11 protein-coding genes are annotated in these 14,109 nt (G+C 60.7%); 3 read left to right on the plus strand and 8 right to left on the minus strand.

All coding sequences use genetic code 11. From position 1 onward, the window contains the following. Positions 1-91 precede the first annotated feature (91 nt). The gene (locus tag LIS66_RS26600) at positions 92-1,432 is read left to right on the plus strand and encodes a hemolysin family protein (protein WP_042608078.1); all 1,341 of its coding nucleotides are present in this window, start codon (positions 92-94) and stop codon (positions 1,430-1,432) included. Between the two features lie 107 nt (positions 1,433-1,539). Here LIS66_RS26600 and LIS66_RS26605 read toward each other — a convergent pair whose 3' ends face one another. The 8 genes from LIS66_RS26605 to LIS66_RS26640 all read right to left on the minus strand — a co-directional run bounded on the left by LIS66_RS26605 (position 1,540) and on the right by LIS66_RS26640 (position 12,360). Then, positions 1,540-2,436, minus strand: coding sequence for a peptidoglycan DD-metalloendopeptidase family protein (locus LIS66_RS26605; protein WP_064365143.1), 897 nt, complete (start codon positions 2,434-2,436; stop codon positions 1,540-1,542). A 185-nt stretch (positions 2,437-2,621) separates the two neighbouring features. Further along, positions 2,622-3,572 carry a response regulator gene (locus tag LIS66_RS26610; RefSeq protein ID WP_227973319.1) on the minus strand — a complete coding sequence of 317 codons (951 nt, stop codon included), beginning with the start codon at positions 3,570-3,572 and terminating at the stop codon, positions 2,622-2,624. A 187-nt stretch (positions 3,573-3,759) separates the two neighbouring features. Beyond that, complete coding sequence (gene phoU, locus LIS66_RS26615) at positions 3,760-4,521, minus strand: phosphate signaling complex protein PhoU (protein ID WP_016772483.1); 762 nt, start codon at positions 4,519-4,521, stop codon at positions 3,760-3,762. 118 nt (positions 4,522-4,639) lie between these two features. Beyond that, positions 4,640-5,473 (minus strand): phosphate ABC transporter ATP-binding protein PstB, encoded by an 834-nt coding sequence (gene pstB, locus LIS66_RS26620; RefSeq protein ID WP_016772482.1) that lies wholly within the window; start codon positions 5,471-5,473, stop codon positions 4,640-4,642. Between the two features lie 131 nt (positions 5,474-5,604). Then, complete coding sequence (gene pstA / locus LIS66_RS26625) at positions 5,605-7,275, minus strand: phosphate ABC transporter permease PstA (protein ID WP_042608075.1); 1,671 nt, start codon at positions 7,273-7,275, stop codon at positions 5,605-5,607. A gap of 16 nt (positions 7,276-7,291) precedes the next feature. Beyond that, a complete protein-coding gene (locus tag LIS66_RS26630; RefSeq protein ID WP_172667892.1) occupies positions 7,292-9,325 on the minus strand; it encodes an ABC transporter permease subunit in 2,034 nt (677 codons plus the stop codon). Between the two features lie 506 nt (positions 9,326-9,831). Next, positions 9,832-10,830 (minus strand): phosphate ABC transporter substrate-binding protein PstS, encoded by a 999-nt coding sequence (locus tag LIS66_RS26635; protein WP_042608073.1) that lies wholly within the window; start codon positions 10,828-10,830, stop codon positions 9,832-9,834. Between the two features lie 231 nt (positions 10,831-11,061). Continuing rightward, on the minus strand, positions 11,062-12,360 hold the full coding sequence (locus LIS66_RS26640; protein ID WP_227973320.1) for an MFS transporter: 1,299 nt from the start codon (positions 12,358-12,360) through the stop codon (positions 11,062-11,064). A gap of 377 nt (positions 12,361-12,737) precedes the next feature. On the opposite strand from LIS66_RS26640, the gene LIS66_RS26645 reads away from it, so the two are divergent. Both LIS66_RS26645 and LIS66_RS26650 read left to right on the plus strand, forming a co-directional pair. Further along, entirely contained in the window at positions 12,738-13,142 is a 405-nt protein-coding gene (locus LIS66_RS26645; protein WP_003229628.1) for an acyl-CoA thioesterase, read from the plus strand. 57 nt (positions 13,143-13,199) lie between these two features. Then, complete coding sequence (locus LIS66_RS26650; RefSeq protein WP_227973321.1) at positions 13,200-14,099, plus strand: D-hexose-6-phosphate mutarotase; 900 nt, start codon at positions 13,200-13,202, stop codon at positions 14,097-14,099. Positions 14,100-14,109 lie beyond the last annotated feature (10 nt).

Genomic DNA, 14,109 nt, shown 5'->3' on the forward strand with positions numbered 1-14,109 from the left:
CGGTCAGCCGCTACATTGGCTGACTTGTGCCTGCCTTTCAGGCGCTGTCTGTCCCTACTTTCGAATCACACGGAACCCGCAAAACTCCATCATGGACCCTTCCCCTGGCTTGTCCCTCGCTACCATTTTTGCCGACTTCGGCATGATCCTTTTTGCTCTGATCCTGGTTTTGCTCAACGGCTTTTTCGTTGCGGCGGAATTCGCCATGGTCAAACTGCGCTCGACTCGGGTCGAGGCCATCGCTGAACAGAACGGCTGGCGCGGACACATCCTGCGCACCGTGCACAGTCAGCTCGATGCCTACCTGTCGGCGTGCCAGCTCGGCATCACCCTCGCCTCCCTCGGCCTGGGCTGGGTCGGTGAGCCGGCGTTCGCGCACATTCTCGAGCCGCTGCTGAGCGCCATCGGTGTCGACTCGCCCGAGGTCGTCAAAGGCGTGTCGTTCTTCACCGCGTTCTTTATCATTTCGTACCTGCACATCGTCGTCGGTGAGCTGGCGCCAAAGTCGTGGGCGATCCGCAAGCCCGAGCTTTTGTCGCTGTGGACGGCGGTGCCGCTGTACCTGTTCTACTGGGCCATGTACCCGGCAATCTACCTGCTCAACGCCAGCGCCAACGCGATTCTGCGTATCGCAGGGCAAGGCGAACCCGGCCCGCACCATGAACACCATTACAGCCGCGAAGAACTGAAACTGATCCTGCACTCCAGCCGTGGTCAGGATCCGAGCGATCAGGGCATGCGCGTACTGGCCTCGGCGGTGGAAATGGGCGAGCTGGAAGTGGTCGACTGGGCCAACTCCCGCGAAGACCTGATCACCCTCGAATTCAACGCGCCGCTGAAGGAAATCCTGGCGATGTTCCGTCGCCACAAGTTCAGCCGGTACCCGGTGTACGACAGCGAGCGCCAGGAGTTCGTCGGTCTGCTGCACATCAAGGATCTGCTGCTGGAACTGGCGGCGCTGGACCACATTCCCGAGTCGTTCAACCTCGCCGAGCTGACCCGCCCACTGGAGCGCGTGTCGCGACACATGCCGCTGTCGCAGTTGCTGGAGCAGTTCCGCAAGGGCGGCTCGCACTTTGCCGTGGTCGAGGAGGCTGACGGCAACATCATCGGCTACCTGACCATGGAAGACGTGCTGGAAGTGCTGGTCGGCGACATTCAGGACGAACACCGCAAGGCTGAACGCGGCATTCTCGCCTATCAACCGGGCAAGCTGCTGGTACGGGGTGATACGCCGTTGTTCAAGGTCGAGCGCCTGCTCGGCATCGATCTGGATCACATCGAAGCGGAAACCCTCGCCGGGCTGGTCTACGAAACCCTGAAACGGGTGCCGGAAGAGGAAGAAGTGCTGGAAGTCGAAGGCCTGCGGATCATCATCAAGAAGATGAAAGGACCGAAGATTGTTTTGGCCAAGGTGTTGATGCTGGATTGAGTGCAATGCGGGAAACCGCGTTGCCTGCCAAAAGATCGCAGCCTTCGGCAGCTCCTACAGGGATCGCATTCCCATGTAAGAGCTGCCGCAGGCTGCGATCTTTTGCTCTATTGCTTGCCCAGCGCAAAATTGGGCAACGCCCCCAGTGGCTGGTTGAACTGATACGGAATCGACACCAGCCCTTCGCCGGTATTGCGCTGCACCACGAAGTGCAAGTGCGGGCCGCTGCTGTTGCCGGTATTGCCCGACAGGGCCAGCGGGCTGCCGACCTTGACCCGCTGCCCTTCGCGCACGCTCACCGAACCCTGTTTCAGATGCAGGTACACGCCCATGGTGCCGTCATCGTGCAGCACCCGGACGAAATTGCCGGAGGCATCGGTGCCGCGTCCGCTCTGGGCATTCTCGGTCTTGACCACCACCCCCGCTCGCGCGGCAATGATCGGTGTGCCCACGGGCATGGCAATGTCCATGGCGTAGCGATTTTTCGGTCCATAGTGGCTGTACTGCCCGTTGGCGCCTTGGCTGAGGCGGAACGGTCCGCCACGCCAGGGCAGCGGATAGCGATAGCTCTGCGCAGTGCCTGAGGGGTCGCCCAGCGAATACTGGAACTGCGGCGAATACACCAGCGGCTGGTCGCGGCTGATCGCTGTCAGCAGCGCCAGCCGCGTGTTGCTGCGCGGCGGCAGTACGCGACGGATCGCCTGCGCGGGCGCGCCACGCACATTGCTCGTGCCGATGAAGGCCAGCGCAACCTCGACCGGCGCGTACAGATCGTTGCGCGCAAACACCACATCAACGCCCTTCTGCTTCTTGATGTCCAGGTACACCTGGCGATCAAGGCGTTCGACCATGCGATCCTGAAAAACGAACACTTTCGCGCCTTTGCTCGGGCGGTCACTGTACGAGACCACGCCGTTGGCGTCGGTGGATTTGTAGATGGTCATGGCCATCGCCAGCTGGGAGGCCAGGCAGAGACCGCAGAAAAACAGCAGGCGCGCGAGCATGGGCAAGAGTCTGTCGAAGGAAGGCCTGGGAATCAGCCTAGCAGCTGAGACAGACCAGGCTAGTCGACAGATGTTTCAAATTGGCCAGCACACAAAGCAAAAGATCGCAGCCTTCGGCAGCTCCTACATGAGAATGCGATCCCCTGTAGGAGCTGCCGAAGGCTGCGATCTTTTGGGCCGCGCAGTTACGCGCCGGGTACGAAGTGCTTCTGCGCCGTGCCACGGGCGATCAGGCGCGAGATGTAGTCGAGCTTCTGTGCGTCCTGGTCGACGAAGCGGAAAGTCAGTTGCAGCCAGTCGCTGTCGGCTTTCTGCTCGTGGGCGACAATGGCGTGCAGGTAACCATTGAGGCGAGCGATCTCGGCGTTGTCGCCCTGCTCCAGATCGAGCACGGCGCTGTCGAGGATCTGCGGCAGGGTCTCGGTGCGCTTCACTACCAGCAGCGCTTCCTTGATGCTCAAGGCCTTGATCACGCATTGCTGGGTGCCGCTCGGCAGGCGTAGCTGGCCCTGACCGCGACCACCCACCGGCGCTTTCGAGGCGCCAGCTGCCTGCACCGGCGGGCTGTTGAGCAAACCACGCGAGGGTGCAGCGGCGGCCGGAGCGGCGACAGGCTTGGCAAACGGGTTGGCTGCAGCGGCGGCCGGGGCGCCGCCGACCACGGCAGGCTTGCCACCGGTCAGTGCGCTCAGGGAATCGTTGCCGAACGCTGAATTCATCTTCGTCGGTGCGCTGTTCATCAAGGTGTCGAGCTTGCCGACCTTGTTCAGCGCCTGCTTGACCTTGGTCAGCAATTGCTCGTTGGTGAACGGCTTGCTGACGTAACCGGATACGCCGGCCTGAATCGCCTGCACGACGTTTTCCTTGTCGCCACGGCTGGTGACCATGATGAACGGCATGGTCTTGAGGTTGTCCTGCTCGCGGCACCAGGTCAGCAGTTCGAGGCCGGACATTTCCGGCATTTCCCAGTCGCACAGCACCAGGTCGAAGGCTTCTCGGGCCAGCATGGCCTGGGCCTTTTTGCCGTTGATGGCGTCCTCGGTGCGAATCCCCGGGAAGTAATTACGCAGGCACTTTTTCACCAGGTCACGAATGAACGAAGCGTCGTCCACGACCAACACACTGATCTTGCTCATCCAACACCCCTATTAAAATCCCGGCAAGCATAACGCTGGCTGATGGCACATTGCCAAAACTCTTCAGTCACGCCGGGACTTTTCGTTCGCGGGTGCTGCTTTTTAATTCGCTTTAATTCGCCTCCGCCTTTGAAAAGCAGAAACAAAAACGCCCGGCCAGAGGGCCGGGCGCTTTTCTCAGGCAATCTTACTTATCGTCAGCTTCGCCCGGAACATTAGCGGTTTCAGCACTTGTGCCTTCAACTTCTTCCTTCATGCGCTTGAGGCCCATATGGCGCACGTCGGTGCCGCGCACCAGGTAGATCACCAGTTCCGAGATGTTGCGCGCATGATCGCCGATGCGCTCCAGCGAACGCAGGACCCAGATAATGCTCAGCACCCGCGAGATAGAGCGCGGGTCTTCCATCATGTAGGTGGCCAGCTCACGCAGGGCGGTCTTGTATTCGCGGTCGATGATCTTGTCGTACTGCGCCACCGACAAGGCCAGATCAGCGTCGAAACGCGCGAAAGCGTCGAGCGCATCGCGAACCATGTTGCGCACCTGGTCGCCGATGTGACGAACCTCGACGTAACCGCGCGGTGCTTCGCCTTCTTCGCACAACTGGATGGCGCGGCGGGCGATCTTGGTGGCTTCGTCGCCGATACGCTCAAGGTCGATCACCGACTTGGAAATGCTGATGATCAAACGCAGGTCGGACGCCGCCGGCTGACGACGGGCGAGAATGCGCAGGCATTCTTCGTCGATGTTGCGTTCCATCTGGTTGATCTGATCGTCGATCTCACGGACCTGCTGAGCCAGACCGGAGTCGGCTTCGATCAGCGCCGTGACCGCATCGTTGACCTGCTTCTCGACCAGCCCGCCCATGGCAAGGAGGTGGCTGCGCACTTCCTCCAGTTCAGCGTTGAACTGCGCGGAAATGTGATGGGTAAGGCCTTCTTTGGAAATCATTGTTCGCTCCGCGAAAGTTGCAAGCTTCAAGCTGCAAGCTTCAAGCAGTTATGTATAAGTCCTGATATCGCACCGCATCTTTCTTGCCGCTTGAAGCTTGCGGCTTGCAGCTGTACGGCTAGCCGTACCGCCCCGTGATGTAGTCTTCGGTCTGCTTCTTCGCCGGGTTGGTGAACAGCGTATCGGTATCGCCGAATTCCACCAGTTTGCCCATGTACATGAATGCCGTGTAGTCGGATACCCGCGCGGCCTGTTGCATGTTGTGGGTAACGATGACGATGGTGAACTTGGACTTGAGCTCGTAGATCAGCTCTTCGACCTTCAGCGTCGAGATCGGGTCGAGGGCCGAGCACGGTTCGTCGAGCAGCAACACTTCCGGCTCGACCGCGATGGTGCGGGCGATGACCAGACGCTGTTGCTGACCACCGGAAAGGCCAAGGGCCGAGTCGTGCAGGCGGTCCTTGACTTCATCCCACAGCGCCGCGCCTTTCAACGCCCACTCGACCGCCTCGTCGAGAATGCGCTTCTTGTTGATGCCCTGAATGCGCAAGCCGTAGACCACGTTTTCGTAGATGGTCTTCGGGAACGGATTGGGCTTCTGGAACACCATGCCGACACGACGACGCAACTCGGCAACGTCTTCGCCCTTGCGATAGATGTTGTTGCCGTACAGGTTGATCGCGCCCTCGACGCGGCAGCCGTCGACCAGATCGTTCATCCGGTTGAAGGTACGCAGCAGCGTCGACTTACCGCAGCCGGACGGGCCGATGAACGCGGTCACGCGCTGCTTCGGGATGTTCATGCTGACGTCGAACAGCGCCTGTTTCTCGCCGTAGTACAGGCTCAGGCCCGGCACTTCGATGGCAACGGTTTCCTGCGCCAGGTCCAGGCTCTGCTTGTCGCGGCCCAGGGCAGACATGTTGATGCCGTGGCTGTGTGTTTCGTGCTGCATGGGAGGCTCCCTGTGCTAACAAATTCGGTTCGTTTTTTGTAGGAGTGAGCCTGCTCGCGATCCAGACGCTGCGGTTTGTCTATCAAACCGCGGTGTTGCCATCGCGAGCAGGCTCACTCCTACATGAGAAATCAGCTGTCCAGTGCTTTGTATTTTTCGCGCAGATGGTTGCGGATATACACCGCCGACAGGTTCAACGTCGCGATCACCAGCACCAGCAGCAGCGCGGTGGCGTAGACCAGCGGGCGGGCGGCTTCGACGTTCGGGCTCTGGAAGCCGACGTCATAGATGTGGAAGCCCAGGTGCATGATCTTCTGGTCCAGGTGCAGGTACGGGTAGTTGCCGTCCACTGGCAGCGACGGCGCCAGTTTCACCACACCCACCAGCATCAGCGGCGCCACTTCACCGGCGGCGCGCGCCACGGCGAGGATCATGCCGGTCATCATTGCCGGGCTGGCCATCGGGATAACGATTTTCCACAGCGTTTCCGCTTTGGTCGCGCCGAGGGCCAACGAACCTTCACGCACGGTACGCGGGATACGCGCCAGACCTTCTTCGGTCGCCACGATCACCACCGGCACTGCGAGCAAGGCCAGAGTCAGCGAGGCCCAGAGCAGGCCCGGCGTGCCGAAGGTCGGTGCCGGCAATGCTTCAGGGAAGAACAAGCGATCGACCGAACCACCCAGCACGTAGACGAAGAAGCCCAGACCGAACACGCCGTAGACGATCGCCGGTACGCCGGCGAGGTTGTTCACCGCGATACGAATGACGCGAGTCAGGGTGTTCTGCTTGGCGTATTCACGCAGGTACACCGCCGCCAGCACGCCGAACGGGGTGACGATCATCGCCATGATCAGGGTCATCATCACGGTGCCAAAGATCGCTGGGAAAATCCCGCCTTCGGTGTTGGCTTCACGGGGATCATCGGAGAGGAATTCCCAGATTTTGCTGAAGTAGAAACCGACCTTGGTCAACGTGCTCATCGCGTTCGGCTGGTAGGCGTGAACCACTTTGCCCAGACCGATTTCAATCTCTTTGCCGTTGGCATCGCGAGCGGTCAACGCGTCGCGGTTGAACTGCGCATGCAGATCGGCCAGACGCGCCTCGATGTCCTGATAACGCGCGTTCAACTCGGCGCGCTCGGATTCCATGTCCGCTTGTGCGGTGGCGTCGAGTTTGCCTTCAAGCTCCAGCTTGCGGCCGTGCAGGCGGATGCGTTCGAGGCCGGCGTTGATCGCGCCGATCTCGACTTTTTCCAGCGATTTCAGTTGGGCAGCGAGGCCGTTCACGCGGTCGATGCGCGCTTGCAGTTCAGGCCATGCGGCCTCGCCCTCGGCGATGACCTTGCCGTCCTGTTTGACGTTGACCAGGTAGCCGTAGAAGTTGCCCCACTCACGACGCTCGATCGCCATCAGCTCGGGCGGCGTGGTCTGGTTGGTCAGCCACTCGCCGACGATCCAGGTGAAGTCGTTGCCGTTCAGGTCACGGTTGCCGACCTTGATCAGCTCGCGAGTCATGAATTCCGGGCCTTCGTCCGGCACCGGCAGGCCGGCACTCTTCAGACGGGCACGCGGCACTTCTTCTTTTTGCACCACTTCGCCGATCACCAGGTGATTGGCCTGGCCCGGTACGTCGTAATGCGCGTGGATCAGATCCGCCGGCCAGAAGTGACCGAGACCGCGCACGGCAATCACCGCCAACAGGCCAATGGTCATGATGACCGCGATGGACACCGCGCCACCGCTGATCCAGACGCCGGGGGCGCCGCTCTTGAACCATCCTTTCAGGGAGTTCTGTTTCACAGACTTCTACCTTTGCTTAAAGCGACGAGTATTTCTTGCGCAGACGCTGACGAATCAGTTCTGCCAGGGTGTTCATGACGAAGGTGAACATCAGCAGCACCAATGCCGAGAGGAACAGCACGCGGTAGTGGCTGCCGCCGACTTCCGACTCGGGCATTTCCACCGCGACGTTAGCGGCCAGGGTGCGCAGGCCTTCGAACAGGTTCATCTCCATGACCGGGGTGTTGCCGGTGGCCATCAGCACGATCATGGTCTCGCCGACCGCACGGCCCATGCCGATCATCAGCGCCGAGAAAATGCCCGGACTGGCGGTCAGGATCACCACGCGGGTCATGGTCTGCCATGGCGTGGCGCCGAGGGCCAGAGAACCCAGGGTCAGGCCGCGCGGCACGCTGAACACGGCGTCTTCGGCGATCGAGTAGATGTTCGGGATCACCGCAAAACCCATGGCCAGACCGACCACCAGAGCGTTGCGCTGGTCGTAGGTGATGCCCAGGTCGTGGGAAATCCACATGCGCATGTCGCCACCGAAGAACCAGTTCTCCATGAACGGACTCATGTACAGCGACAGCCAGCCCACAAACAGGATCACCGGAATCAGCAGCGCACTTTCCCAGCCATCCGGGACTTTCAGGCGGATCGACTCGGGCAGGCGGCTGAAGGTGAAACCGGCGACGAGGATGCCGATCGGCAGCAGCATCAACAGGCTGAAAATCCCCGGCAGATGACCTTCGACATACGGCGCCAGGAACAGGCCGGCGAAGAAACCGAGGATCACCGTCGGCATCGCTTCCATCAGCTCGATCACCGGTTTGACCTTGCGGCGCATGCCCGGGGCCATGAAGTACGCGGTGTAGATCGCCGCAGCGACGGCCAGTGGCGCCGCCAGCAACATCGCGTAGAACGCGGCTTTCAGGGTGCCGAAGGTCAGCGGCGACAGGCTCAGTTTCGGTTCGAAATCGGTGTTGGCCGCCGTCGATTGCCAGACGTATTTAGGCTCGTCGTAGTTCTCGTACCAGACCTTGCTCCACAACGCGCTCCACGAAACTTCCGGGTGGGGGTTGTCGAGCAGCAGCGGTTGCAGCTTGCCGCCGGCTTCGACGATCACCCGGTTGGCGCGTGGCGACAGACCGAACAGGCCTTGGCCTTCAACGACCTGATCAACCAGCAAAGTGCGGTGCGCGGTGCTGTGGAACACGCCGAGCTTGCCGCTGGCATCGAGGGCGAGGAAGCCTTTGCGGCGTTCTTCGGCAGCGATTTCAACGATCGGCGTGGTGCCCATCTGGAAAGTGCGGATCTGCTTCAGGCGCAGCTCGCCATCGGTGTCGCGGGCCATGAACCACTGGGCCAGACCGCCCTTGGAATCACCGACGATCAGCGAGATGCCGCCGACCAGTTGCCCGGTCGCAGTGACTTCGGCGTCGGCATTTTCCAGCAGTTTGTAGCGGCCGTTGAGGCTCTTGTCGCGCAGGCTGAACACGTCGGCCTGGGCACGTCCGTTGACCACGTACAGCCATTGCTGACGCGGGTCGACGAAGATGTTTTTCACCGGCTCGGTCATCTGCGGCAGATCGATACGCTTCTGCTCGTTGGTGACTTCGCCGGTCATCATGTTTTCTTCGCTGGTCAGCGAGAGCACGTTGAGTTGCGAACCGGTGGAGCCGACCAGCATCAGCGTCGAGTCGGTGGCGTTGAGGCTGACATGCTCCAGCGCGCCGCCGCTTTCATTCAGCGCGATCGGCGCCTCACCGTACGGGTATTCGATGGCCGGGCTGATGGTTTTCTTGCCATCCGGGTAGCTGACTTTATAGGTATGACGGAACACCAGCGCCTGGCCGTTGGACAGGCCTACGGCCACCAGCGGATGGCCCGGCTGATCTTCGCCAATCGAAGTCACCGTGGCGCCCGCCGGCAATGGCAGGTCGACGCGCTTGAGTTCAGCGCCACTGTCGATATCGAAAAACAGCGCCTGGCCCTTGTCGGAGACGCGCATGGCCACCTGATTCTGCTCCTCGAGCGAGATCATCAGCGGCTTGCCGGCGTCCTGCATCCAGGCCGGGGTGATCGAGTCTTTCGCGGTCAGGTCGGCACCCTGGAACAAGGGCGCAACGACATACGCGAGGAAAAAGAAAATCAGGGTGATTGCCGCGAGCACCGCCAGGCCGCCAACAAGGACGTACCAGCGGGTGAAGCGGTCCTTGAGCGCGCGAATGCGACGCTTGCGTTGCAGCTCAGGCGTATTGAAATCAATGCGCTTGGGAGGGGAAGACGTAGTCATTGGGGAATTGGCCAGATCATTCATGCGCACACCCTAGCGATCCTGTATGACAGAAAGATGACAGTGCAGTGACGCAGCAAATCCGCCGCCAGCGGGATGCTGGAGGAGGATCGAAAAATTCGATGTAGTGAAACCTGTGCAGGAGCTGTCGAGGGAACCGAGGCTGCGATCTTTTGATCTTGCGATCAGAAGCCAGATCAAAAGATCGCAGCCTCGGTTCCCTCGTCAGTTCCTACAGGGTTTCAGCAGGTCCGGGTTTTGCCCCCGGATCCAAAGTGTTATTTCTTGGCGACCGCGCCGCCTTCCTGCAGACCCAGGTCAGCCAGAGCTTTGGCAGCAACCTTGGCTGGCAGCGGGATGTAGCCGTCTTTCACTACCACTTCCTGGCCCTGTTTCGACAGCACCAGCTTCACGAACTCGGCTTCCAGCGGGGCCAGAGGCTTGTTCGGGGCCTTGTTGACGTAAACGTAGAGGAAGCGCGACAGCGGATACTTGCCGTTCAGGGCGTTTTCTTCGGTGTCTTCGATGAACTCGGAGCTGCCTTTCTTGGCCAGAGGTACGGTTTTCACGCTGGCGGTCTTGTAACCAATGCCCGAGTAACCGATGCCGTTGAGCGAGGAGCTGATCGACTGCACTACCGACGCCGAACCTGGTTGCTCGTTGACGTTCGGCTTGTAGTCGCCTTTGCACAGGGCTTCTTCCTTGAAGTAGCCGTAGGTGCCGGATACCGAGTTGCGGCCAAACAATTGCACTGGCTTGTTGGCCAGGTCGCCGGTCACGCCCAGATCGCCCCAGGTTTTCACGTCGGCCTTGGCGCCGCACAGGCGGGTCGACGAGAAGATCGCATCAACCTGTTCCATGGTCAGGTGCTGGATCGGGTTGTCCTTGTGCACGAACACCGCCAGGGCGTCCACGGCAACCGGGATAGCAGTGGGCTTGTAGCCGTACTTCTGCTCGAAGGCCGCCAGTTCGGTGTCCTTCATCTTGCGGCTCATCGGGCCCAGGTTAGAGGTGCCTTCGGTCAGCGCAGGTGGTGCAGTGGCCGAGCCTGCTGCCTGAATCTGGATGTTGACGTTCGGGTATTCTTTTTTGTAGTTCTCGGCCCAGAGGGTCATGAGGTTGGCCAGGGTATCGGAACCGACGCTGGACAGGTTGCCCGACACACCAGTGGTCTTGGTGTAGCTCGGGATAGCAGGGTCAACAGCGGCGAACGCGTTGGCAGTCGCAACGCCAGCAGCGACAAAAGTCATTGCCGCCATCAAACGCTTCAGTTTCATGCCTTACTCCTAGCAGATAGGGTGTGTTAAGTCGGGGCCAAGTATCGGCAGGCCATGTGAACACTCTATGGCTGAAATATGACAATTGGATGAAAGGCCAGCATCGGTTATTGCTAAGTGATTTGTGGCGCCTCATTCGCGAGCAGGCTCGCTCCCACAATTGAAATGCATTCCAACTGTGGGAGCGAGCCTGCTCGCGAAGACGTCGGTATTGCTGGAGGATATCTCGGGTCAGCGACCCTTCTTCCACAGCCACGCTCCCACCACCATCCCCATCCCGCACAACACCGCTACGTAGTAAGCCGGCCCCATCGCGCTTTCCTTCAACAGCAGGCTCACCACCATCGGCGTCAAGCCACCGAAAACTGCGTAAGCGACGTTGTACGAAAACGACAACCCGCTGAATCGCACCACCGGAGGGAACGCCTTGACCATCACGTACGGCACCGCGCCAATCGTGCCGACCAGCAGACCGGTCAATGCGTACAGCGGGAACAGCCAGTTCGGGTGGTCGGCGAGGCTGTGGTAGAAGGTCCAGGAGCTGATCAGCAGGCCCAGGCAACCGAACATGAATACGCGACCGGCGCCGAAGCGATCAGCCAGTGCGCCGGCGCCGATGCAGCCGAGGCTGAGGAAGACGATCGCCAGGCTGTTGGCTTGCAGCGCGGTGGTTGGCGAGAAGTGGTAGACCGTTTGCAGCACGGTCGGGGTCATCAGAATCACCACGACGACGCCTGCCGACAGCAACCAGGTCAGCAGCATCGAGATGGCGATGGCGCCGCGGTGGTCACGCAGTACCGCGCGCAGCGGCACTTCTTCGGCCAGTGCCTTGCGCAGTTGCAGTTCGGCGAATACCGGGGTTTCGTGCAGCCAGCGGCGCAGATACACCGAGAACAGGCCGAACACGCCGCCAAGCAGGAACGGAATCCGCCAGGCGTAATCCGACACTTCAACGGGCGTATAAATGCTGTTGATCGCCGTGGCGACCAGCGAGCCAAGGAGGATGCCGGCAGTCAGACCGCTGGTGAGGGTGCCGCAGGCGTAGCCGATATGCTTTTGCGGTACGTGTTCGGAAACGAAGACCCACGCCCCCGGCACCTCACCGCCAATCGCGGCGCCCTGGATCACCCGCATCAGCAGCAACAGGATCGGCGCCCAGATGCCGATCTGCGCGTAGGTCGGCAGCAGGCCCATGATCAGCGTCGGTACGGCCATCATGAAAATGCTCAGGGTGAACATTTTCTTGCGCCCCAGCAGGTCGCCGAAGTGCGCCATGACGATGCCGCCCAGCGGCCGCGCCAGATAGCCGGCCGCAAAGATGCCGAAGGTCTGCATCAAGCGCAGCCACTCGGGCATGTCGGCCGGGAAGAACAGCTTGCCGACCACGGTGGCGAAGAAAACGAAGATGATGAAATCGTAAAACTCCAGCGCCCCGCCAAGGGCGGACAGCGACAGAGTCTTGTAGTCATTGCGGGTCAACGGTCGTGCGGGTTGCTCGGGCTGCGCGAGGCTCGAAGGCGCTGTGGTCATGGCAAGGGCTTCTCTTATAGTCGAATCTGTCGCCACAACAACGCTGGCGGTGGCTTGGACAGGTTCGGCACCATAGCAAATTGTTCGAAAAAGCACATAGAGGTGCGTAATTGACGGTCGAAATCAGAACCGGGTGGTCGTCGCGGGGTCTATCGACCGATATACTCGCCACCTGCGCAGGATTTGTAAGAGGTTACTGTGCGAAAACGTTGTTGGCCCGTCCTTTGCTCGGGATTTAGCCTTTTTCGCAGAGTTTCCCTTTAGGCGCCTGATGGAAAACGTGACGAACGCAGTGTGTTCGGTGTTGAATCGTTTTTCTTGAAGACGGCTACCACCCGCAATACCCACGAAGAGTCACGGGTCAGAGGCCCCTCGGCATGATAGAGCTCGAACAAGAAGATCCGATCCCACAGGGCGACCTGGCCCTGCAAATCACCGCACTTCCGCGCGAAACCAATGGCTTCGGCGATATTTTCGGCGGATGGCTGGTCGCGCAAATGGATCTGGCCGGCACCGCCATGGCCAGCCGTGTTGCCGGTGGCCGCGTCGCCACCGTCGCCATCGACCGCATGGCGTTTCTCGTGCCGGTCGCCGTCGGCGCGCAGTTGTCCTTTTATACCCAGACCTTGGAAATCGGCCGCAGCTCGATCCAGATGATGGTCGAAGTGTGGAGCGATGACCCACTGTCCAGCGAATGGCGCAAGGTTACCGAAGCGGTTTTCGTCTTCGTTGCCATCGACGGCAGCGGTCGCACCCGCTCGGTGCCGCCACGCGCGCGTTAAACCTCGCGGCCGTTTTGCGGTCGATAGTCGTCCCCAGTGTCTGATCGAGAGTTGCCCATGAACACGCCCAACGTTGAAGCCGTCAAACAGGATGAACTGAACTGCTGGCGCATCCGCCACGGCAAGGCCGAAGTGCTGGTGGCCCAGCAAGGCGCGCACATCCTCAGTTATCAGATCGACGGCCAGCCGCCGATCATCTGGCTCAACGACAAGGCCGAGTTCAAGACCGGCAAGAGCATCCGCGCCGGTGTGCCGGTGTGCTGGCCGTGGTTCGGCAAGTTCGAACGCAACCCGCACAGCGTGCAGGCCATGTATACCGGCGAACAACCGGCCCCCGCGCACGGTCTGGTGCGGGCGATGGACTGGGAGTTGGGCAACATCGAATCAGAGGCTGACGGCATCAAGGTCGAGTTCAAGCTGCCCTACCCGGAAGGAGGCCTGCCGGGCTGGGCGCACGAGGTCGATCTGACCCTGACCCTGCATCTGGCGGATCAATTGCACTACAGCCTGACCAGCCATAACCGTGGTACTGACACCGTCACATTGAGTCAGGCGCTGCACACGTATTTCGCCGTGAGTGACGTGCGCACTGTGCATGTCGACGGCGTGGCCGGGCTGAATTACATCGAGACCCTGGATGACTGGAACACGGCCAGCCAGAGTGGCGATCTGCATTTCAGTGGCGAGACCGACCGCATCTACCTTGACGCTCCGCCACAGCTGAGCATCGTTGATCCGACCTGGGAACGACGCATCGTGCTGACGGCTACAGGCTCGCGGACGGCGGTGATCTGGAACCCGTGGATCGACCGAGCTGCCGCATTGCCCGACATGGACAACGATGGCTGGCAGCGCATGCTGTGCATCGAGACGGCGAATGTGATGGATGACATCGTGAGCCTGGCGCCGGGTGCGAGCCACACCATGGGCGTCAGCGTCGCCAGCAAACCACTTTAAGATCAAAAGA

Origin of the sequence: Pseudomonas sp. HN2 (assembly GCF_020736465.1) — a bacterium.
GTDB lineage: Bacteria > Pseudomonadota > Gammaproteobacteria > Pseudomonadales > Pseudomonadaceae > Aquipseudomonas > Aquipseudomonas moraviensis_A.